General features: G+C 67.2%; 23 protein-coding genes. 12 read left to right on the forward strand and 11 right to left on the reverse strand.

Going from position 1 to position 21121, the window contains the following annotated elements; genetic code table 11:
• Nucleotides 1–214: 214 nt before the first annotated feature.
• From JOY88_RS04560 to JOY88_RS04570, 3 genes are all read left to right on the forward strand, one after another.
• Complete coding sequence (locus tag JOY88_RS04560; protein WP_293500736.1) at nucleotides 215–769, forward strand: hypothetical protein; 555 nt, start codon at nucleotides 215–217, stop codon at nucleotides 767–769.
• A 13-nt stretch (nucleotides 770–782) separates the two neighbouring features.
• Nucleotides 783–1505 (forward strand): hypothetical protein, encoded by a 723-nt coding sequence (locus JOY88_RS04565; protein ID WP_293500737.1) that lies wholly within the window; start codon nucleotides 783–785, stop codon nucleotides 1503–1505.
• 67 nt (nucleotides 1506–1572) lie between these two features.
• Nucleotides 1573–1941 carry a hypothetical protein gene (locus JOY88_RS04570; RefSeq protein ID WP_293500738.1) on the forward strand — a complete coding sequence of 123 codons (369 nt, stop codon included), beginning with the start codon at nucleotides 1573–1575 and terminating at the stop codon, nucleotides 1939–1941.
• Nucleotides 1942–2491: 550 nt separating this feature from the next.
• Here JOY88_RS04570 and JOY88_RS04575 read toward each other — a convergent pair.
• The 6 genes from JOY88_RS04575 to JOY88_RS04600 are packed head-to-tail and all read right to left on the reverse strand — an operon-like array spanning nucleotide 2492 to nucleotide 9631.
• Nucleotides 2492–6358 carry a pilus assembly protein gene (locus JOY88_RS04575; protein WP_293500739.1) on the reverse strand — a complete coding sequence of 1289 codons (3867 nt, stop codon included), beginning with the start codon at nucleotides 6356–6358 and terminating at the stop codon, nucleotides 2492–2494.
• A gap of 28 nt (nucleotides 6359–6386) precedes the next feature.
• The gene (locus JOY88_RS04580) at nucleotides 6387–7034 is read right to left on the reverse strand and encodes a pilus assembly PilX family protein (protein WP_293500740.1); all 648 of its coding nucleotides are present in this window, start codon (nucleotides 7032–7034) and stop codon (nucleotides 6387–6389) included.
• Between the two features lie 8 nt (nucleotides 7035–7042).
• Nucleotides 7043–8188 carry a PilW family protein gene (locus JOY88_RS04585; RefSeq protein ID WP_293500741.1) on the reverse strand — a complete coding sequence of 382 codons (1146 nt, stop codon included), beginning with the start codon at nucleotides 8186–8188 and terminating at the stop codon, nucleotides 7043–7045.
• The gene (locus tag JOY88_RS04590; RefSeq protein WP_293500742.1) at nucleotides 8185–8586 is read right to left on the reverse strand and encodes a prepilin-type N-terminal cleavage/methylation domain-containing protein; all 402 of its coding nucleotides are present in this window, start codon (nucleotides 8584–8586) and stop codon (nucleotides 8185–8187) included. Before JOY88_RS04590 ends, JOY88_RS04585 begins: the two co-directional genes overlap by 4 nt.
• Nucleotides 8586–9176, reverse strand: coding sequence for a pilus assembly FimT family protein (locus JOY88_RS04595; protein ID WP_293500743.1), 591 nt, complete (start codon nucleotides 9174–9176; stop codon nucleotides 8586–8588). The genes JOY88_RS04590 and JOY88_RS04595 overlap by 1 nt, the downstream gene beginning before the upstream one ends.
• Nucleotides 9170–9631, reverse strand: coding sequence for a type IV pilin protein (locus tag JOY88_RS04600; protein ID WP_293500744.1), 462 nt, complete (start codon nucleotides 9629–9631; stop codon nucleotides 9170–9172). The genes JOY88_RS04595 and JOY88_RS04600 overlap by 7 nt, the downstream gene beginning before the upstream one ends.
• Nucleotides 9632–9899: 268 nt before the next feature.
• On the opposite strand from JOY88_RS04600, the gene JOY88_RS04605 reads away from it, so the two are divergent.
• The 6 genes from JOY88_RS04605 to JOY88_RS04630 are packed head-to-tail and all read left to right on the forward strand — an operon-like array spanning nucleotide 9900 to nucleotide 13898.
• Nucleotides 9900–10751, forward strand: coding sequence for an ABC transporter ATP-binding protein (locus JOY88_RS04605; RefSeq protein ID WP_524539186.1), 852 nt, complete (start codon nucleotides 9900–9902; stop codon nucleotides 10749–10751).
• A complete protein-coding gene (mlaE, locus tag JOY88_RS04610) occupies nucleotides 10751–11527 on the forward strand; it encodes a lipid asymmetry maintenance ABC transporter permease subunit MlaE (RefSeq protein WP_293500778.1) in 777 nt (258 codons plus the stop codon). The genes JOY88_RS04605 and mlaE overlap by 1 nt, the downstream gene beginning before the upstream one ends.
• Nucleotides 11528–11549: 22 nt before the next feature.
• Entirely contained in the window at nucleotides 11550–12041 is a 492-nt protein-coding gene (gene mlaD / locus JOY88_RS04615; RefSeq protein WP_293500746.1) for an outer membrane lipid asymmetry maintenance protein MlaD, read from the forward strand.
• The gene (locus JOY88_RS04620; protein ID WP_293500747.1) at nucleotides 12038–12877 is read left to right on the forward strand and encodes an MlaA family lipoprotein; all 840 of its coding nucleotides are present in this window, start codon (nucleotides 12038–12040) and stop codon (nucleotides 12875–12877) included. Before mlaD ends, JOY88_RS04620 begins: the two co-directional genes overlap by 4 nt.
• Before the next feature lie 56 nt (nucleotides 12878–12933).
• On the forward strand, nucleotides 12934–13587 hold the full coding sequence (locus JOY88_RS04625) for an MlaC/ttg2D family ABC transporter substrate-binding protein (RefSeq protein WP_293500748.1): 654 nt from the start codon (nucleotides 12934–12936) through the stop codon (nucleotides 13585–13587).
• Nucleotides 13587–13898 (forward strand): STAS domain-containing protein, encoded by a 312-nt coding sequence (locus tag JOY88_RS04630; RefSeq protein ID WP_293500750.1) that lies wholly within the window; start codon nucleotides 13587–13589, stop codon nucleotides 13896–13898. The genes JOY88_RS04625 and JOY88_RS04630 overlap by 1 nt, the downstream gene beginning before the upstream one ends.
• A gap of 3 nt (nucleotides 13899–13901) precedes the next feature.
• Here JOY88_RS04630 and JOY88_RS04635 read toward each other — a convergent pair whose 3' ends face one another.
• Both JOY88_RS04635 and zwf read right to left on the reverse strand, forming a co-directional pair.
• Nucleotides 13902–14762, reverse strand: coding sequence for a MurR/RpiR family transcriptional regulator (locus JOY88_RS04635; RefSeq protein WP_293500780.1), 861 nt, complete (start codon nucleotides 14760–14762; stop codon nucleotides 13902–13904).
• Nucleotides 14763–14764: 2 nt separating this feature from the next.
• Entirely contained in the window at nucleotides 14765–16210 is a 1446-nt protein-coding gene (gene zwf / locus JOY88_RS04640; protein ID WP_293500752.1) for a glucose-6-phosphate dehydrogenase, read from the reverse strand.
• A 135-nt stretch (nucleotides 16211–16345) separates the two neighbouring features.
• Here zwf and tal point away from each other — a divergent pair, with 135 nt between their 5' ends.
• From tal to JOY88_RS04655, 3 genes are read left to right on the forward strand one after another with little or no spacing between them, the layout of a single operon-like run.
• A complete protein-coding gene (tal, locus tag JOY88_RS04645; protein WP_293500754.1) occupies nucleotides 16346–17287 on the forward strand; it encodes a transaldolase in 942 nt (313 codons plus the stop codon).
• Between the two features lie 2 nt (nucleotides 17288–17289).
• Entirely contained in the window at nucleotides 17290–18912 is a 1623-nt protein-coding gene (pgi, locus tag JOY88_RS04650) for a glucose-6-phosphate isomerase (RefSeq protein WP_293500756.1), read from the forward strand.
• Entirely contained in the window at nucleotides 18909–19529 is a 621-nt protein-coding gene (locus JOY88_RS04655) for an HAD family hydrolase (RefSeq protein ID WP_293500758.1), read from the forward strand. The genes pgi and JOY88_RS04655 overlap by 4 nt, the downstream gene beginning before the upstream one ends.
• Here the strand turns inward: JOY88_RS04655 and JOY88_RS04660 are convergent, their stop codons facing one another.
• From JOY88_RS04660 to coaE, 3 genes are read right to left on the reverse strand one after another with little or no spacing between them, the layout of a single operon-like run.
• Complete coding sequence (locus JOY88_RS04660) at nucleotides 19530–19745, reverse strand: DNA gyrase inhibitor YacG (RefSeq protein ID WP_293500760.1); 216 nt, start codon at nucleotides 19743–19745, stop codon at nucleotides 19530–19532. It abuts the gene before it with no gap.
• Nucleotides 19742–20497: a cell division protein ZapD gene (gene zapD, locus JOY88_RS04665; protein ID WP_293500762.1), complete on the reverse strand. Its 756-nt coding sequence runs from the start codon at nucleotides 20495–20497 to the stop codon at nucleotides 19742–19744. Before zapD ends, JOY88_RS04660 begins: the two co-directional genes overlap by 4 nt.
• A 14-nt stretch (nucleotides 20498–20511) precedes the next feature.
• The gene (coaE, locus tag JOY88_RS04670) at nucleotides 20512–21117 is read right to left on the reverse strand and encodes a dephospho-CoA kinase (RefSeq protein WP_293500764.1); all 606 of its coding nucleotides are present in this window, start codon (nucleotides 21115–21117) and stop codon (nucleotides 20512–20514) included.
• Between the last annotated feature and the right edge of the window lie 4 nt (nucleotides 21118–21121).

The following is a 21121-nucleotide window of genomic DNA, read 5'->3' on the forward strand; positions in this document are numbered from 1 at the left end:
GTCAGAAGATCACCTGCGCACCACCCCCATCGTCCACGATGACGCTGAAACAGCGTCCACGATCAGACTGAAACGCCGTCCACGATCACGCTGAAATCCCGTCCACCATCAGCCTGAAACGCCGTCCACGATGGGCTGAAATACGCAGCTGGCAGACCTGTTTCGCGAGCCCCTGCCGCTGACTGAGCAGCAAGTCCGCGAGGTCGTCCTTCCGTTGCTGGCCAAGTTCGACTTCGGGCCAGCGACCAGTAACCTGACCGATGAACAGGTCCGCGAGTTCACCCTGGCATGCCGAGACCCCTACCGCGACGGGACCGCCCACCAGGACCGCTATGCCATCCGCGATTGTCAGGACAGCCTGCGGATGCAATTCCATCCCGCGGTCTTGGAGACGGCCCAAGCCTTGGCTGCGAACTACGAGCTGCTGCTTCGGGCGCGCCGGTCTGGCTATGCCGAAGTGCAGCTTTCAGTCCGTACGAGCTGCAAGTGCATGGCCGCGGCGATTGGTGCCAAGGTTGCGTCGGTGGAGGGCCTCCTCGCGGCCTTCGAGCAACGGGACAGCCGCTACCCCGTGCTGCCGGAGCCGTCCGTGGCTTGTGCGTCTGCGGAAGACCCCAGGATTTGCCGGGTTGCCATGACTCAGCTTGAGCCGGTGGACAAAACGGCACCCGGCTATGACGAGGACTTTCAGCGGTGGGCGGTCCAAATCCTGGACCCCGACCGTCAAGACCTGGGGGGCGATTGGGCGTCGATGCTCAATACCAAGTAGACGTCCAATGGCTTTGAACAACCCGCACTCGGTTCAGCTAGAAGACCCAGCAGCGATACCCGCTGGACTTCTCAAGGAGTTGGCATCCCACGAGGGGCTCTTCCGTTCCACGCGCGATACGGAGGGCTTGGTTCGGGGCGGGCCGCTCGCCGCAATTGCTGATGCCCTTACGACGCACCTGCGAGGCCAGCGCATCCGCGATTACCACTGCACTCGTGAACTGGAGCCGGGGTACTTCGCAACCCACGGCCTTCGGCTGACGGCGGTTGACCATCATCAGGCTGACGTTCTGGAGCGATGCGGCCACATCTTCACCGTCGAAGAGCAGGCATACATGCGGCGGCAATGGGCAGAGTACTTTGACCCGGGCCAGCGCAGAAGTCGGGAAGGCAAGGTGTGGGCTTGCCTGACGCGCGCGCTCGTGCTCTCTGCAGGGGCGAGACCCTTCTTTGAGGCTTTCGGTGGCGAAGCCATTTACATGCCGCTTGCCGAGAACTCGTCGGCTGCAAAGAAGTTGGCCGTGCTCGGTCGTCCCGTCGTCGTGGAAGTGGCTCTCCCGGGCAACCGGCTGCGCTCGTTCTGCGATGCTGCATGGTGCGTTCTCAACTACCACCACCGTCGCATCAACCCGGATGCCCATGCGATGGAGTCCGAGGGTTACGTGTGTGACGAGGTCCCACCATCCGACGTGCTGGACGTCGTACCCTTGAAGGATTTCACCGCCGCTGTCCGGTGACAACGATTGACGCCGGCCGGCCAAGCCCGTATACATATACAGGTCAATCCACGCTGCACCGCCGCACATGACCACCGACAAGATGGTTTTCCGCTCTGTCTACGTTGACCCAGACGTAGACCAGGCTCTGCGCGCGCAAGCCGCCGAGTCAGGAGTGTCGAAAGGCGAGATGTTCCGCACATACCTGGCCAAGGGCATGCGTTCAAAGCGTGCTGCGGGGATGCAGCTAGACGCCGGTGTCACCCTTGCCATGCGGACTGTTTATCTCCCGGCCGAGGTCGATGACGAGTTGCGCACGCGCGCCTTCATGCTGAGAACGACCAAGAGCGACCTCATCCGCAAATACCTCTGGGCAGGGATGACGGCCCTGCAGCGCGCTGCCCAGGGCTCAGCCAGAACCCGCACCCGCCACCAGACGAGCAACCGTAGCCGGTAGGGACAGACCGAGTCGCTCGGCGAGCTTGGTCAGGTCGGCGTGAACATTCGCTGGGAGGCGCACGCTGCGCAAAGGCGCATCTCGCTGACTCTGCATACGGGCCTGGCGAAGCGTGGCAAGCAACGCCTGGCGCCCCTCAGCGTTCAGGTGAAGCTCGAGCCAAGCGTTTGCCTCCACGGCGAAATCTCCTTGGCGGAGCGTCAATCCGCGCCTCCGTAGGGCAACCAGAGACCGCCTCGTCTCCTTCAGGCCGACCGAGAAGTACTCCGCCCTGCGGTCGAGTGCGCGCTGGGCGTAGCCCAGGGCCACATCGGCCTGGCCAGGGGGTAGCGGGGTGCGAGGGCGTCCCATGGGCCTATTTTAGCGTGAGCGACTCACGGTTATTTCGCCAAGCAAAACGGGGCAAAAAATCGCTAGAGGAGGAACTCCAACTCCCCGCTAGCCCGCGCCAGTGCTAGCTTTCCGGGGATTCTTGGGCCATTTGCGTAGTAAAACCCCCAGAAGCCAAGAAGGCCGCCCGAGGGCGGCCTTGTTCCTGAGCCTGCAAGGCTCAGTTGTTGACCATGATCTCGCGCCAGTTCAGGCGTTGCAGGCCGAGGTTCGCGGGGCTGCGCGTGTCCACCTTGGAAACGTTGCAGGAGGGGCCGACGCAAGAGGGGTCGGGGGTGTCCGTTCCCGCCACCAGCACGGACTTCCCGACGCCGTTGATGTTGACACTGTAGAAGTTCAGGTCGATGACGACGCCTTGCTTGCCGACAAAGCAGCTTGCGCCGCCGCCCGTCAGTCCACAGTAGCCGGAGCCGAGGTCGATCGCATAGACGCGGCTGGTGCCGTTGGGGGCACAGGCGTCCGTGGAACTGGGGGAGGTCGCCGCGAACGCCACCGTGCCGTAGAACGAAGTGGGATCGGACAGGATCCGCCAGCCAGGCCCGTTGGCCGAGACACCGAGGTCCAGATACCAGCCGAGCTGGGTGCTCAGATTCAGCGAGATCTTGGTATTCAGATCGGTCAGCTGCAGCATGTTGGAGACTGTCAGCGGGAAGGTGATGCCGGCCGGCAGGGTCGAGGTCTGCCCCGAGATCGTGCCGTCCACGCTGAAGGCGGCATTCGAGCCATCGATGATGGCGAAGAAGCGTTGCGCCTGGGTGTTGTTCAGGTCGGAGGAGTCGAGCAGCCGGCCCGTGCCCACGGTGATGTAGCGGCGGTTGGTGCCGGGCTGCACGACGGGCAGGGGCTTGCTCGTGACAGGCAGCGCGCTGCCGTCGGACCCCACCAGGGTCGCGAACTTGATCGGCGTGGGATAGGCGCCCGTGCCGGTGACGTCCAGGCGCCAGACGTTGCCCATCAGGTCGCCGCCATAGATGGCGTCGGCGTAGCCGTCGGTCAGGTCGAGCACGAACGCGTTGACATGGGCCATGCCCGCCTGGTTGGTCGCCGAGCAGGTGCCGCAGGTCGTGGCCACCTTCTCCAGCAGCGCGCCGGTGCGCGGGTTGATGAAGAAGAAGTATGCCTTGCCGTCCGTGTTGTTGTATCCGGAGCCGGCGATGACGACCCAGCCGTACTTGCGCGTCTTCACGACGACCGGTTGGCCGTAGGTGAAGCCCATGTCGTTGTCGCGGAACTCCCAGAGCACCTTCTGCGCGGCGACGGACTCGCTGGTGACCACGGTCGGATCGGTGATGTCCAGTGCGTAGATCGCCTTGCCGCCCTTGCCCAGGCCACCGACCAGGATGGTGCGCCAGTCCGTGCCGCTGCCGCCCGCGGTATTGCCGAAGTCGACATCGATGGTCAGCGGCGTGGCGTCCACCATGAAGTGGTGCAGGAAGGTCGGATTGCCGATCGACGCCAGGCCGTCGGTGCTGCCCGATCCGCTGGGACCGTTGAACAGGGCGCCCGGGATGTAGGCCCAGATCTCCTTGCCCGGCGTGCTCGGATTGCTGGCCGGGAACGTGCTGGTGGTCAGGCTGCCGTCCACCGCGTGCACCATGCCGTCGTTCGAGGCCACGTAGGCCATGGGCGGCCTGGCGGCGTAGGTGGTCTTGAACGCGTCGTAGCCCGGGTTGTTGGTGGCCGAATAGGGGGCGGAAGGCGCAGCAACGGGGCGGACCTTGGCATTGACGGTGTCGCCCAGCAGCTTGGCGCGGTCCCGGTAGGCGTTCGTGGAGCCGGCCACCGTGGACGACAGCTCGTTGGTTCGATCGCCGCGCAGGTAGTTCAGGTAGTTGGCCGAATCGTTGCCGGGCACATAGGTCGTGTCGAGGGCGGCCAGCTGGCTGCTCGAAATACCACCGACACCGCTGCGGAAGGGAACGCCGGCATTGGTCGAGGTGTTGTAGGTGACGATCCTGCGCGCGGTATTCCAGCCCGTGCCGGCGGCCTGGGCGTCCAGCAGGCTGGAGAGGGTCCACTGCGGTTGCAGGCTGGGCGCTCCCGTCGTTTGGTCGAAGGTCGTGAGGCTGGCTTCCAGTTCCCCGGTCCAGCTCTTGGCGTCGAACTTGGTCGCGTAGGAAGCCACGCCAAGTGCCGAGACCTGGGGCAGGGCCGTGGAGAACGACGTCGAGTAGGCGGAGAGCTGGGAGGCGATGCTGGAGAAGGCCTTGTTGAGGCCGGCGACCATCTGGTCCGCCCGTCCCGCCATGTAGTAGTTGTCGGGGCGTGGCGAGCCGTCAGGGACGGTGTCCGTCGTCGTGGCCCACCATGACTGCGTCGCCGCGTTGGTCGCAAACTGCGCCGCCGTCGCCGTCGCGTCCGAATAGTTGGAGGGCGGCTTGAAGCCACCGTACTTGGCGGCCAGGTAGAACTGGTTGTTGGTCTTGAAGACCTGGAATTCCATGACGTCCAGCCAGTAGGTCTGGATGGTCTGGATGCCGGGCTTGTCTGGACGAATGTCGCTGATGTTGGACCAGTAGGCGAGGCCGGCCATCAGCGCGCCGTTGTTGTTGCAGCAGCCGTTGAAGCCCTGGACGGTGCCGAGCGAGCTGCCCATGCCCTGGAGCACACCCACCCGGTTGGTCCAGGCGACGGAATCGACGCCCGTGTCGGCCGTGACTTCGGGCGGCTTGGCCGGCTCGGATGCGCCGGTCGCGCCAGGGAGGTTGCGGTCCGCATGGGTGTTGACGTCACCGATGCCGAGAATGAAGTTGCGCTGACAGGAATACTGGATGGGGTCGTCCCAGGTCTGGATGATGGGAAAACCGTCGATGAAGGTGGTCTTGGTCGCTACATTGGCGCCGGACATTGAAGTCCATGACGAGACATTGCCGAGATTGCGGTAGTAGCGTTGCGCCGCGTAGTACAGCTCGCTCACCGGGTCGTAGGTCTTGTAGCTGCCGGGGGTGATTTCGCCGAACTTGTTCAGGTAGTTCATCACCCCGCTGTTGGTCACCGCAATGCCGAAGTTGGTGTTCGTGTCGGCAGCGTCGCTACTGTCGGGGTTGACGACCATCACGCCCGTGGTGGCGTCCCATTCGGACTTGGCGTTGATCACGGGAATGCCGCCGGGCACGGGCATGGTCGGGCCGATGAACTTCTGCCGCGCCCGCATCACGCCGGCGTCGCGGCTGAGGCTGCTGTCGTTGAGGTAGCCAAAGGCGCTATAGCGGATCTTGTCCGAGTACTTCTGCATCAGGCCGGTGGGCTTGAAGGAGTTGGAGCCGTACTGGGTGCAATTGCTTTCGCGGTCGCTTGCGGCGGCGGCGGGGTCGCAAACCTTCACGCGAATGAAGACTTCGTAGAGCGTGCCTTGCGTGTAGGCCGCACTGGGGTTGTAGTGGGTTGCCGCATTGCCATAGTTCGGTGACGGCACGCCGCTGGTCGACGTCATGAAGCGCATCTTGTTGCCCAGCGACCAGATGCGCGTGGCGATGCCGGTGGCGGTGGAGAACGGCGTGGCGCCGGCCACGGCGGCATTGGTGGAAACGCTGCTGTCCGGGAAGTTGCTGGTGCTGCCCTGGTTGGTGCCCCAGGCCTTCTCCAGCACGGTCAGCGAAGCGGTGTCGATGACGCGGTAGCCGCCCGTCAGCGCCCAGCGGAAGGGGTCGATGGTCTGCATCGAGGCCCAGTTCAGGTAGTTCCCGCTCCACTTGCCCGAGCAGGTGCGGTTGGTCGCGGCGCCGTTGGGATAGAAATAGTTGTCGGTGCTGGTGCCGTCCGTGTAGCGGTAGGAGTAGCACTTGCCCGGATCGAAGTAGCCGACGTAGGTGTTGGCCGACGAATAGGTGCGTGACGGGTGGGCCACGCTGATGGCGGTGGGGTACTCCACCGACAGCGCGAGCGCGAGGTTGCCGGGCACATTGACGGACGTGTACACCGGCTGGTCCGCCAGCGAGACCTGAGCAGACGATGTCGCGGCAAGCGTCGCGAGGCTGGCCGTCAGAGCCAGGCAACGAAAGGAGACGGCAAGGCGAACTGCATTCATGGGGAACCTCGAAACGCCCTGAGCAAGCTCAGTTGGTGGTGAAGGTGGACTGGAAGAAGGACAGCGTGTTGCGTGAGCCCATCACCCGTACAGTGATGCGGTAGATGGGCTGCTGGGGGACGGCTGACGGGTTCGCGTTGTTGGCCGCGCCGCTGTTGGTCTGGGAGTTGATCCACTCGCTCGAACTGCCGCCGAAGACGGTCTGGTTGGCCATGGTGCAGGTGCTGCTGGTGCAGGCCCCGGTGGCGGTGGACATGCGGTCGACGACGTAGCGGATGGTCACGCCCGCGCTGCTCACGCTGATGTCGTTGGCTGCCGTTCCGACCGTCGCGAAGACGGCATCGGACAGCAGCGCGTTCGGGATGCCTTGCGCGTTGGTGGCAAGCAGCGTGGCGCTGTAGTTGGCGCCCGGCAGGTTGGTGTTGCGTGTCGTCACGCTGGCCAGTGCTCCGCCGGTTCGCACGGCATTCATGGCCAGCTGCAGCGCCCGCTCGCCTTGATTGCTCAGGTCGCGCTTGAAGCCGATATTGCCCACGTTGAACTGGCTGGAGTTGATGGAGCGCGAGAGGGCCACGGCGCCGATCATCATGATGACGAGCGTGATGAGCGCGAAGATGAGCACGATGCCGTGCTGGCCCTGCCTGGGCGAATGGGGGGGGAGGTGGGGGCGCTTCATCACGGCGTTCAGCGGGAGTAGCGGACGTTGCGCAGCGGCACCGTGAACTCGACGACACGGTAGCGCTGGTTGGTCGTGCCCGTGGGCACGGTATAGGTGTAGGTCACACCGGCGCCAAGATCGCTGAACATCTGCAGCGTGGCCGGCGTCACATCGGACTTGTCGACCAGGTCGCTGCGCAGGATCAGCCCGACGCGAACGGCGAGGACGGACTGCAGATTGGTCTGGGCGACCGCCGTGCCGGCCGTCAACTCGGCGGCGGTATAGCCGGCGGTGGTCGGCGCAATCCATGCGGTGACCTGTCCCAGGCCGGCGCGCACGGTGTCGACGCCGTACAGCACCCGCATGTCGACGACGCCGTCGACCAGCGCCTCGGCATTGCTTGAGCTCAGCTTCAGCAGGTCGTAGGACCGGAGCGTCCCGTTGCCATCAAGGCCAAACAGCATGAACCGCGGCAGATTGCCGGTGACGTTGCCGAGTACGGACACGAAGGCGTTGCCGTTCGAGAAACCAAGCAGCGACTTGCCGTTGATCGTGTCGGCGGCGTAGGCGCCGCCGAAGGTCAGGACCTGCGCAGCACCCCCGGCGAAGCCGTTGCTCACCTGTTGCAGCATGCAGCCAACGCCTTGCTGGGCCAGCAGCACCAGGTCGCCGCCGCGGATGCCCAGCGTGTTGGACAGCTTCAACTGCCCCGCAGCGGTGGACTTGGGCGAGACCGGCAGGCCCGACTCGCTCAACCCCGAATTGCCGGTCGCCATGGCGATCACGTCGGACCCGTTGGCGCCGAGGCCGGCATAGACGATCAGCGGCGCCAGCACATAGGTTTGCGGCACGGTGGCGAAGGGCGGCGGGAACGCCGTCGTCGATGGCAGCAACTGGCCGTTGTTGAGCGAAGCGTTCAGTACGCAGCCGTAGTTCTCGGCCGTGGCCTGGCTGAAGCCCGCGCCGGCGCTGCGCAACTGGCGATCCAGCATATAGGCCGCATAGGCGGTGTTGCTTGTCAGGTCGTTGCTAGACGTCACGCCGCGCCGCACCGATTCCTGCCGGGCCACCATCATTGAAATGGTCAGCGTCAGCACCAGGCCGATGGCGACGGTCACCATCAGCTCGATGAGGGAAAAGCCGCGACAGGTGGCAGGGGAGGGGCGCGTCATTGCGGAATCACCACGTCCGTGAAATAGGTGTGCGTGTCGTTGACGGCCCCGGTCGACTGCACGGGCGTCCAGGTCACCGTCACGCGCGCCGTCGTCGCGTTCGTCACGCTCACGGTGCCGGTGCCGTTGGGGACACCACCATTGGCTGGGTTCGCCACGCGGGTGGCCCAGGCGGTGACCACCGCCGGATTCAGGTTCACCGTGTTCTGGTTGAACATCTGCGCCGCGATCTCGCTGGCCAGCAAGGCGGCGCGTTGGGAATCCTCGCTGCTGACCGAGACCTGCAGCGCACGGGCCTGCAGCGTGATCAGGCCCAGCAAGCCGAAGGACACGATCAGGATGCCCACAAGCATCTCGATCAGCGAGAAACCACGGCTGATGCGGCGGGGGGGATTCATCATCGGCATCCGTCGGGGGCTGTCGAGGCCTTGCCCGGGTCGCACATCCGGACGGAGCCCGCCAGGCTGACCGTCACGCGCAGCGGGCGGTTCTCGGTACTGCTGGCCTGTGGTGCGATGTCGTAGGTGGCGGCCGCGGCCGCGCAATTGGCGCCGATGCCGGTCGGGTTGGTCATCGTCGTCTGACGGCCATCACCGCCGAAGCACAGCGCCGTGGCCGCCGAGGTCAGGTTGATGCCGGTCGACACATCGGTCAGGACCCCGCACTGCACGGCCTCGGCCACGTCGTTGGTCAGCACGGCGTTGGGCACGGTCCGGACCTGCCAGTAACCGCCCGTGGCCGCGACCGTCGCTGCCAGGTCGCAGGTCTTGCTGTTCGTCAGGAAGAAGACGACTGTGTGGGCGCGGCGCTGGGCTTCGCCCTGGGCCACGCGCAGGCCCGACTGCAGCGCGTCCGCCACCGTCCGCACGCGCGCATTGCGGATCCAGGTCACGAAGCTGGGCATGGCGACAGCGGTCAGGATGGCCAGCACGCTGACGGCCACCATCAACTCGATGAGGCTGAAGCCCGAGCCGCGGCGCATCAGCATGCGTCGCCCTTCTTCATGATCCATTTGGTGGCGCAGTTGCTGCCCCAGGTCGACGGCACCGTCGAGCTCCGCACGTCCTGCTGGTTGATCGTGAAGGTGAAGCCGAGCACCGGGCCGCTGCCCACGGCCTGCAGCGTGAAGCTGCTGGTGTCGGGCGTGCCGGAGCAACTGATCAGGAAGCTGCCGAAGGTGCGTGCCGATGTCGTGGCGTTGTTGCAGGGAGAGACGAAAGTGCCGGTGTTCGCATAGGTGCGGTTGTCCTGGTAGTAGCGCTCCATCTGCGCGCGCATCGTCGTCAGGCCCGAGCTCGCGTCCGCCAGGCGGCTGCGCGTCACGTAGTCCCGGTATTGCGGGATGGCAATGGCGGCAAGGATGGCGATGATGGCCACCGCGATCATCAGCTCGATGAGCGTGAAGCCGGCGAAGGTGGCGGCGGAACGGGGACGATGGCGCATGGTGGAGCTTTGCATGGCGGGTGCAAGTATTTTGGTGGCGAGGGGCACTGACGCGATACCGCTCGTCGCGATGCGGCGAACGCTGGTCGCGGTCGCGCGCTGAATCGTGAACTGGCGCACGCTTGGAGCCCCGCCAGCAAGGGTCGCGCGACCAGATAAAGGCAAGCAGACGTAACTGCCCAGGGCTGCGGCCTCCGCCGGGAGCGCCGGTCGGCATGCTGACGGTCTTCCCCAGCGGCAATCCTGGGGGGCTGGTGTTTCCCCTATCATGGCGCCCTTTGTACCCGCCCGGCCCCGGCCCGACTGCGTGACCTCTCCTGCAAACGCTCCCCTGATCGAACTGCGCGACGTCAGCTGCGGCTATGGCGATCGTGTGGTGCTGGACGGCGTCAACCTGAAGCTGGAGCGCGGCCAGGTGCTGGCGCTGATCGGCACCTCGGGCGGCGGCAAGACCACCGTGCTGCGCCTGCTGGGTCGCCAGCTGCGGCCGCTGTCCGGGCAGGTGTTGTTCGACGGACAGGACCTGGCGCCGCTGGACCTGGCGGGCCTCTACGCGGTGCGCCGGCGCATGGGCATGCTGTTCCAGTTCGGCGCACTGTTCACTGACCTGTCCGTGTTCGAGAACGTCGCCTTCCCGCTGCGCGAGCACACCGACCTGTCCGAGGCCATGATCCGCGACCTGGTCCTGATGAAGCTCAACGCCGTCGGACTGCGTGGTGCGCGCGACCTGATGCCCAGCGAGGTGTCGGGCGGCATGGCGCGGCGCGTCGCGCTGGCCCGCGCGATCGCGCTGGACCCCGATCTGGTGCTGTACGACGAACCCTTTGCCGGCCTGGACCCGATCTCCCTGGGTGTGGCGGCGCGGCTGATCCGCGACCTCAACGATGCGCTGGGCCTGACCAGCGTCATCGTCTCGCACGACCTGCACGAGACCTTCGGCATCGCCGACCGCGTGGCGATGATCGCCAACGGCCGCGTGGTCGCCCAGGGCACGCCGGACGAGCTGCGCCATAGCGACGACCCGCTGGTGCGCCAGTTCGTCGGCGCCGAGGCCGACGGGCCGGTGCGCTTCCATCAGCCGGCCCGGCCGGTGGCCGAGGACTTCGGGGTGGCGCCATGATGGCCCTCGCCAGACGCATCGGGGCCGGCTTGCGCGGTACGCTGGTCGATGTCGGCGCGGCCACGCGGCTGCTCTTCACGCTGCTCGCGCGTTCGCCCCGGGCGCTGGGGCGCTTCGTGCTGGTGCGCGAGCAAGTCTTCTATCTGGGCAACCGCTCGCTGTCCATCATCGGCGTGTCTGGCCTGTTCGTCGGCTTCGTGCTGGCCCTGCAGGGCTATTACACGCTGCAGCGCTATGGCTCGGCCGAAGCCGTGGGCATGCTGGTGGCGCTCAGCCTGGTGCGCGAGCTCGGGCCGGTCGTCACGGCGCTGCTTTTCGCCGGCCGGGCCGGCACCTCGCTGACGGCCGAGATCGGCCTGATGAAGGCCGGCGAGCAGCTCACGGCCATGGAGATGATGGCCGTCGACCCGGTGCAGCGTGTGCTGGCGCCGCGCTTCTGGGGCGGTTTCATCGCGATGCCCTTGCTCGCGGCGGTCTTCTCGGCCGTCGGCATCATCGGCGGCTGGCTGGTGGCGGTGCCGCTGATCGGCATCGATGCCGGTGCGTTCTGGTCGCAGATGCAGGGCGGCGTGGATATCTGGTCCGACGTCGGCAACGGCGTCATCAAGAGCCTGGTCTTCGGCTTGACGGCCACCTTCGTGGCGCTGCTGCAAGGCTATACCTGCAAGCCCACGCCCGAGGGCGTGTCTGCCGCGACGACGCGCACCGTCGTGCTGTCGTCGCTGGCGGTGCTGGGGCTGGACTTCATGCTGACGGCCACGATGTTTTCGATTTGATTTGGAGCCAGGAGAACGAAGGATGCAATCCTCTCGACATGACGCGTGGGTGGGACTGTTCGTGCTGATCGGCGGCGCGGCCCTGCTGTTCCTCGCGCTCAAGGCGGGCAATCTGCTGAGCCTGAACTTCGACGAGACCTACCAGGTGTCGGCGCGCTTCGACAACATCGGCGGGCTGAAGCCGCGTGCGGCGGTGAAGAGCGCCGGCGTCGTGATTGGCCGCGTGGAGTCCATCAGCTTCGACGACAAGACCTTCCAGGCCAAGGTCACGATCAACCTGAACAAGGGCGCGCTCTTTCCCAAGGACAGCTCAGCCAAGATCCTGACCGCCGGCCTCCTGGGCGAGCAGTACATCGGCCTGGAGCCGGGTGCCGACGAGAAGAACCTCGTCGCGGGTGATGTCATCCGGCAGACGCAGAGCGCGGTCGTGCTGGAGAATCTGATCGGCCAGTTCATCAACAGCAAGGCTTCGGACATGGGCAGTACCACGCCGGCCTCGGGGAGCAAGCCGTGAGCCGCGCCCTTCGGGCCCTGGCCTTGATGGTGCTCGTGGTGGGTCTGGCAGGCTGCCAGACCATGCAGGGCGTCGGCACGCGCATCGAGCGCGCCGTCGACAAGGTCATGGGCTCCAAGGGCCAGCGGCTGGACCCCTGGGAGTCGTGGAACCGCAAGGTCTTCGCCTTCAACGAGAAGCTGGACGAGCATGTGCTCAAGCCGGTCGCGACGGCCTATTCCGAGGTGGTGCCTTCGCCCATCCGCACCGGCATCGGCAACTTCTTCGGCAACGTCGGCGACGCCTGGTCGGCGGTGAACCTGCTGCTGCAGGGGCGCTTCAAGGCAGGCGTCGAGCAGGGCATGCGCTTCGCCGTCAATTCCACCCTTGGCCTGGCCGGGCTGCTGGACATCGCCAGCGAGGCCGGACTGGACAAGAACAGCCAGGACTTTGGCAAGACCCTGGGCAAATGGGGCATGGGCACTGGCGCCTACATCGTCTGGCCGGTGTTCGGGCCCTCGTCGGTGCGGGACTCGCTGGCGCTGCCGGTGGACTGGCAGGCCTCGCCGGCCATGCTCTTCGATGACGGCCGCAAGAAGGTCGCCATCACGGGCCTGAGCCTGATCAACGTCCGCGCCAACTTCCTGCGCGCCAGCGAGATGCTGGAAGGCATTGCGCTGGACAAGTACACCTTCTACCGTGATGCCTATCTGCAGCGCCGCGGCAGCTTCGACGACGACGATGAGGTGGAGGTGCTGGTGCCTGGTGCCGCCGCCTCGGCCCCGGAGGCCGCCGCGTCGGAGCCCGCCGCCACTGTAAAGAAGCCCGCCGAACCCGCCTCTGCGGCAACACGGTGAACCGATTGACGGGCCGGCGCGTTATGGACCGGACCCTGTTCAGAGAAAGCGACACCATGACCTTGCTGACTTCCCTGCGCCGCCGTGCGCTCACCGTGGCCACCCTTGCGACCCTGAGCCTGGGTTTGGTGCATGCTGCCCACGCGGCCGATGCCGGCGCACCCGACCAGTTGATCCGCCAGCTCTCGCTGGAGACCATCGAGGCCGTCAAGGCCGACAAGGACATCCAGGCCGGCAACATCAACAAGATCATCGCCCTGGTGGATTCCAAGGTGATGCCGCATATCAACTTCCAGCGCATGACCGCCTCTGCCGTGGGCCGCTTCTGGCGCCAGGCCACGCCCGAGCAGCAGGCCAAGCTGCAGGCCGAGTTCAAGACCCTGCTGGTGCGCACCTATGCTGGCGCGCTGACGCAGGTGAAGGATCAGACCATTGGCCTGAAGCCCCTGCGCGCCCAGCCGACCGACACCGAGGTCGTCGTGCGCACCGAGATCCGCGGCAAGGGCGATCCCATCCAGCTCGACTATCGCCTGGAGAAGGCCGGTGACGTATGGAAGATCTACGACGTCAACGTGCTGGGCATCTGGCTGGCGGACCAGTACCGCAACAGCTTCGCGCAGGAGATCGGCGCCAACGGCATCGATGGCCTGATCAAGAGCCTGGCCGACAAGAACGCCAAGGCCGCTGGCGCAACGCCGGCCAAGGGCTGATGTTGAGCGGCCTGAAGCTGCCCGCGCGGCTGCGCATGGATGGCGCCAGCGCCGCCTGGGCGCTGATGTCGCCGGCCCTGCGGGCGGAGGCCGCTCAGGTGCTGGCTGCGGCAGGCCGCGAGGTGTGGCTGTCGGCGGCGGAGCTGACGGATTTCGATTCCTCGGCGCTCAGCCTGCTGCTGTCCGCCGCGCGCCAGTGCCGCGAGCAGGGCGCCACGCTCAAGCTCGACGCCGCTCCCGAGAAGCTGCGCGAGCTGGCGCGCGTCTACGGCGTGGCCGAGCTGCTGTGGCCGCCGGCGCTGGCGGCCTGAGCCTCAGCCCGCGTAGCGCTTGGCGCGCAGGTTCTTCTTGATCTCCTGCAGCATGGGCCGCAGGTGCTGGCCCAGCTTCAGCGCGACGCCCGTCGTCAGGATGTCCACCGCGATCAGGTGCAGAAGCCGGGACACCATGGGGCTGTAGCGGTCGAAGTCCTCGGGGTGGTCCACCGCCAGCAGGATCTGGCTGGGTCCCAGCGCCAGCTGCGCCAGCGGCGAGGCGCTGGCCGTGATGATGATGATGGTCGCGCCCTTCTTGCGCGCGATCTCCGCCGCGTCCAGCAGGTCGCGGCTGCGGCCGGAGTTGCTGATGATGACGGCGCAGTCGCCCGGCTGCAGCATCGTGGCGCTCATCAGCTGCACATGGCCATCGCTGGTCGCCACCGTGTTGACGCCGAGGCGGAAGAACTTGTGCTGCGCGTCCTGGGCCACGATGCCCGAGTTGCCGACGCCGTAGAACTCGATGCGCTTGTTGTGGCGCGCCGAGTCGGCCAGCGCGTCGATGGCGCGCTCGAAGGCATGGCTGGCCGCGTCATTGCGGTAGTGCAGCAGGGCTGCGACGGCGTTGTCCACCACCTTCACGATGATGTCCGCGGGCTTGTCGTCCTCGTCCACTGCACGGTGCACGAAGGGCACGCCCTCGTTGACGCTGCCGGCCAGCTTGAGCTTGAAGTCCGCCAGGCCGTCGTAGCCGACGCTGCGGCAAAAGCGCACCACGGTCGGCTTGGACACATGCGAACGGTCGGCCAGCTCGCTGACCGGCAGGCTGGCAAAGCTGCGAGCATCGGCCAGCAGCAGCTTGGCGACGCGCTGCTCGGCGGGCGGCAGCGCCGGCAGGGCCGCCTTGACGCGTTCCAGGATGCTCATTGTTCCTCCGCCCACGAGAAGCCGTCGCGCGCCACCAGCGCGCTCGCGGCGGCCGGCCCCCAGGCGCCGGCGGCATAGGGGCGGGGGCCGTTGCCATCGGCGTTCCAGGCGTCGAGGATGGGCTCGACCCAGCGCCAGGCCTGCTCCTGCTCGTCGCTGCGCACAAAGAGATTGAGGCGGCCGGCGATGGCGTCCAGCAGCAGGCGCTCGTAGGCGCCGACGCGCTGCGTCGCGAAGGCCTTGTCGAAGTCCAGGTCCAGCGACACCGGCGTCAGCTGCTCGCCGGCGCCAGCGCCCTTCTGCGCCAGCAGCTGCAGCTCCAGGCCGTCCTCGGGCTGCAGCTTGATGACCAGGCGGTTCGGCAGGCTGGCGCCGGGGAAGATCTGGTGCGGCACGGGGCGGAAATTGACGACGATCTGCGCGTCGCGCGCGGCCAGGCGCTTGCCGGTGCGCAGGTAGAAGGGCACTCCGGCCCAGCGCCAGTTCTGCACTTCGGTGCGCAGCGCGACGAAGGTCTCGCAGGTGCTGTCCGGCGGCACCTTGACCTCCTCCAGATAGCCCGGCACCGGTTGGCCGCCGCACATGCCGGCGCGGTACTGGCCACGCACCACGTCGCGCCCCACGGACTCCCGAGTGAAGGGCTTGAGCGCACGCAGCACCTTGAGCTTCTCGTCGCGGATCGCGTCGGCGTCGTTGCTGGCGGGCGGCTCCATCGCGATCATGGTCAGCAGCTGCAGCGCATGGTTCTGGATCATGTCGCGCAGCGCGCCGGTGCCGTCGTAGAAGGCGCCACGCGTGCCGACGCCCAGCTGCTCGGCCAGCGTGATCTGGATGTTGGCGATGCTCTCGCGCCGCCACAGGGGCTCGAAGAGGGCGTTGCCGAAACGCAGCGCCATCAGGTTCTGAACCGAGGGCTTGCCCAGGTAATGGTCGATGCGGAAGGCCTGGCGCTCCGAGAACACAGAGCGCACCGTGCGGTTGATCTCCTGCGCGCTGGCGAGGTCGTGGCCCAGCGGCTTCTCCAGCACGACGCGGACCCTGTCGTGGTTCAGGCCCACGGCGCCGAGCTGCTGGCAGATGCCTGTGAACAGGTAGGGGCTGGTCGCGAGGTAGAGCACGACCGTGTCGGCGTTGCGTGCGTCCAGCCATTCCTTCAGGCCCTGGTAGTGCTCGGGCTGGGACAGGTCCATGCGGCGGTAGTGGATCAGCCCGGCAAAGCGCTCGAACTCCTCGTCGCTCGGGCGCTTGCCCGCGTCGACCTCGCGGAAGCGTTCCTTCAGCCACTCGCGGTAGCGCGCATCGCTCTGCTCGTCGCGCGCGACGGCGAGAATGCGGCCGCCTTCGGGCAGCTTGCCGTGCCGGAAGGCCTGGAACAGCGCGGGCATCAGCTTGCGCCACGTCAGGTCGCCGGTACCGCCAAAGAACACGAGATCAAAAGACATCTGCGGGGTCTCCAGGCCGGCGCCCTTGCCGTCACCACGACAGGGGCGCTAACCGTTGTGTAACTAAGTTTCGTGAAATACTATGCAGCAGTTTCTTCGCCGGGTCAATCCAGTCGACCCGAACACAGGCAGACCATGAACCAGCTCGACCAGCTCAAAGCCTTCACCACCGTCGTCGCCGACACCGGCAACTTCTTGCAGCTCGCGCAGTTCGCGCCGCGCGACGCGACGACCAATCCTTCGCTCATCCTGAAGGCTGTGCAGTCGCCCGATTACGCGCCGCTGCTGAAGGAGACCGTGAATGCCCATCGCGGCCAGCCGCTGGACGAGATCGTCGACCACGTGCTGGTGCGCTTCGGCCTGGAGATCCTGAAGGTCGTGCCTGGCCGCGTGTCGACCGAGGTCGACGCCCGCCTGTCCTTCGACAAGGCCGCCAGCCTGGCGCGTGCGCGCCGCCTCATCGCGCTGTACGAGGCCGCGGGCATCGGGCGCGAGCGTGTGCTCATCAAGCTGGCCTCGACCTGGGAAGGCATCCAGGCCGCCGCCGAGCTGGAGCGCGAGGGCATCCACTGCAATCTGACGCTGCTGTTCGCGTTCGCCCAGGCCGTGGCCTGCGGCGAGGCCAAGGTGCAGCTGATCTCGCCCTTCGTCGGCCGCATCTATGACTGGTACAAGAAGTCGGCCGGCGCGAGCTGGGACGAGGCGGCACAGGCCGGCGTCAACGACCCCGGAGTGAAGTCGGTGACGCAGATCTACGCCTATTTCAAGCAGCACGGCATCCAGACCGAGGTCATGGGCGCCAGCTTCCGCAACATCGGCCAGATCCAGGCGCTGGCCGGCTGCGACCTGCTGACCATCAGCCCGGATCTGCTGGCCCAGCTGCAGGCCAGCGAGACCACGCTGGAGCGGGTGCTGGACCCGGCCAAGGCGCCCGCGATGCCGGCCGTCCATCTCGACGAGGCCGCCTTCCGCTTCGCGCTCAACGAGGACGCGATGGCGACCGAGAAGCTGGCCGAGGGCATACGCCTGTTCGCCGTCGACGCGGGCAAGCTCGACAAGCTCATCCAAGAAGCCTGACCATGGCGAAGCGCTGCGACCAGTCGCCCGTCTGGGCCGAACTGCTGGCCCACTACGCCGCCGACGGTCGCGGCTTCGACATCCGCAAGGCCTTCGCCGAGGACGCGGGCCGCTTCGGCGCGCTGTCCTTCGAGGCCCCCGAGGTCTTTGCCGACCTGTCCAAGAACCGCGTCGACGCGGCCACGCTGGCCCTGCTGCTGAAGCTGGCTCGCGACTGTGACCTGGAGGCCAGGCGCGCCGCGCTGCTGCGCGGCGACCCGGTCAACACGACCGAAGGCCGCGCGGTGCTGCACACGGCGCTGCGCGCGCCGGCCGGCAGCGACGCGCCCTTCAATGCCGAGGTTCAGGCGTCGCTGGACGCCATGCTGGCCTTTGCCGAGGGCGTGCGCCGCGGCGAGCGTGGTGACATCACCGACGTCGTCCACATCGGCATCGGCGGCAGCGACCTCGGGCCCGCCATGGTCGTGCAGGCGTTGCAGGCCTTCGGCCGTCGCGACCTGAGGCTGCATTTCGTCTCCAACGTCGACGGCCACGACCTGGCGCCCGTGCTGGCCGGCCTGGACGCACGGCACACGCTGTTCGTCGTCGCGTCCAAGACCTTCACGACGCAGGAGACACTGGCCAATGCACAGGCCGCCAAGGCCTGGTTCCTGGCTGCCGGTGGTAGCGACGTGGCGCGTCACTTCGTCGCCACCAGCAGCAACACCGCCGCCGCGGCGGCCTTCGGCATCGACACTGCCTTCGGCTTCTGGGACTGGGTGGGCGGCCGCTACTCGCTGTGGTCCGTCATCGGCCTGCCCATCGCCATCGCCGTCGGTGCGGAAGGCTTCCGCGAACTGCTGGCCGGCGCGCATGCGATGGACCGGCACTTTGCGACCACGCCGCTGGCGCACAACCTGCCGGTGCTGCTGGGTCTCGTCGACATCTGGTACCGCAACTTCCACGGCTTCACGAGCCGCAGCGTGGCGCCCTACCACCAGGGCCTGCGCCGCCTGCCGGCCTATCTGCAGCAGCTGGAGATGGAGAGCAACGGCAAGGGCGTGGACCTGGACGGCAACCCGCTGGCGCTGGGCACATCGCCGGTCGTCTGGGGCGAGGCCGGCACCAACGGCCAGCATGCCTACTTCCAGATGCTGCACCAGGGCACGGACGTGATCCCGGTCGAGTTCATCGCCGTCAGGCGGCCCAATCATGGTGCCAGCGGCGAGCTGGCCGAGAAGCTGGCCGACCAGCACCGCAAGCTGCTGGCCAACTGCCTGGCCCAGAGCAAGGCGCTGATGCAGGGCAAGACCGCCGCAGAGGCGCTGACCGAGCAGGCGCCGACCGCCTCGGCGACGCTGGACCGCGACGTGCTGGCGCGCCACCGCAGCTTCCCCGGCAACCGCCCCAGCACCACCTTGATGCTGGACGCGCTGACGCCGCGCTCGCTGGGCGCGCTGATCGCCCTTTACGAGCACCGCGTCTTCGTCACCGGGGCGTTGTGGGGCATCAACAGCTTCGACCAATGGGGCGTGGAACTGGGCAAGGCACTGTGCAACCAGTTGCTGCCGCGCCTGGCATCGGGCGACACAGCGGGCCTGGACGGCTCCACCGCCGGCCTGCTGGCGCGTCTGACCGCCGCATGAAGATCGTCTTCGACTTCGGCGGCGTCGTGTTCCGCTGGCACCCGGCGAGCTTCCTGGCGCGCGTCTGGCCGCATCGCATCGAGACGCTGGAGCAGGGCGCCCGGGCCGCATCGGTGTTCTTCCAGAACTACGGCGGTGACTGGGGCCTGTTCGACCAGGGGCTGATCGGCGCGGACGAGGTCGTGCGCCGCATCTCGGCCCGCACCGGCTGGCCGCGCGGTGAGGTCGAGGCCGTCGTGCGTGCGGTGCCGGACGAGCTGATGGCCATCCCGGCGACGGTCGTGCTCATCCGCGACCTGCGCGCCGCAGGGCACACGCTGCATTTCCTGTCCAACATGCCCGAGCCCTACGCCGACCATTTGAGCGCGACCTACCCGCTGGGCGAGTGGTTCGAGTCGGGGCTGTTCTCGGGCCGGGTCAAGCAGATCAAGCCGAGCGCCGGGATCTACGCAATGGCGGAGCGGCATTTCGGCGCGCAGCCCTCGGAGCTGCTGTTCATCGACGATCACCCGGTCAATGTCGACGCCGCCCTGGCGCGCGACTGGCAGTCCTTCCTGTTCACCGATGCCGCAAGTGCCAGGCGGGAGCTGGTATCCAGGCGCCTGCTGGGCGCCTGATCAGTGCAGGGCCTGCTCGCCGGCGGGCCCGAATTCATCCGGGTCCTGCGGCGGCGCAGCCGGCACGCGAAAACTCTCGCTGGCCCAGGCGCCCAGGTCGATCTGGCGGCAGCGCTCGCTGCAGAAAGGGCGCCACTTGTTGCTCGGAGCGAATACGCTGTCGCCGCTGCATTGGGGGCAGCGCACGATGCGCTCGCCTTGGGCGTTTGTCTTCATTGGCACAGAGCGAGCTCGAAGCCGCTGTCTTCGGGGGCCAGCTTGAGCCGGCCCTCTTCGTCCTGGCGCATCAGGCGGATGGAGATCATCAACCGGTGGCCCGAGATTTCCGGGATGAGGCCCAGGCTGGGGTCGATGCGCATGCGCAGCAACTGGTAGACGCGGCCGGCCGGAAGGCTCTGCTGGAACTGGCCGCCCGTGGCCGCGACCTTGTGCGGCGTGCCCGAGTCGCGCAGCAGGCCCAGCAGGACCTGCAGGCCCTCGGCCAGCGGCATCAGCGTCTGGGTCCAGCCCACCAGGTCCTTGCGGCGGCGCGCCGGCAGCAGCTGCTGCCAGTTGTAATAGGCCGGCAGGTCGAACTCGCAGGTGCCGCCGGGGATGCTGATGCGGCTGCGTATGCTCATCAGCCAGTCGTTGCCCGTCAATGCGGCGCCGGTCTTGCCGGACACGGCGTTCAGGCGCTGGAAGGCGCCGTCGATGCGGGCGACGACCTCGTCCAGGCGAGCCTCTTCCACACCAGGATTGCCGCGGTAGGCATTGAACTGGGTCTTGTGCTTGTCGAGCTCCTTCAGCAGGTCGCTCTTCAGGTCGGCGCGCGCGGCGACGTCGAGGATCTCGAACAGCGTGACCAGCGCGAAATGGTGGTCCAGCGCGGTATCGCGGGCCATCAAGGCGCCGAGACGGTCGAACAGATGCTCGAGGCGGAGCATCGTGCGGATGCTCTCGTTGAACGGGTACTCGTACAGGACCACGGTGGCGACTTCAGTCAGGGCGTGGCGATTGTTTCACAGCCCCAGCGCGCGGCCAGGCTCCTGACCTCCACGCCGAGCGCAGCAAGCGAGACGCCGTCGTTGAGCAGCACCGCATCGGCCGCCGCGCGGCGGGCCTGGCGGCTGGTCTGGGCGGCGAGGGCACCCTGCACGCGCTCCAGCGTCCAGCCCGGGCGCTGCAGCACGCGGGCGACCTGGGTCTCGGCCGAGCAGTCGACGACGAGGACGCGCGAGACCCGCGAGCGCCAGCGGCCGGACTCGACGAGCAGCGGCACGTCGAAGACGATGAGGGGCGCGCGGGCCGCGTCGGCCTGGGCCAGCGCCTCGGCGGTGATCAGCGGATGCAGTATGGCCTCCAGCCGTTGCTTGGAGCCGGCGTCCGAGAAGGCGAGGGCGCGCATGCGGTCGCGGTCCAGCGCGCCGTCGGCGGCGACGAAGTCCGCGCCGAAGGTCCGGGCGATGGCGGGCATTGCCGCGCCGCCCGGCAGGGTCAGGGCGCGCGAGATCGCATCGGTGTCGACGATGGCGGCGCCGGCTTCGCGCAGCAGGCCGGCGACCGTGCTCTTGCCGCTGCCGATGCCGCCGGTCAGGCCCACCCTCATGCCG

This window comes from Roseateles sp. (assembly GCF_019237615.1).
Classification (GTDB): Bacteria; Pseudomonadota; Gammaproteobacteria; order Burkholderiales; family Burkholderiaceae_C; genus Pelomonas.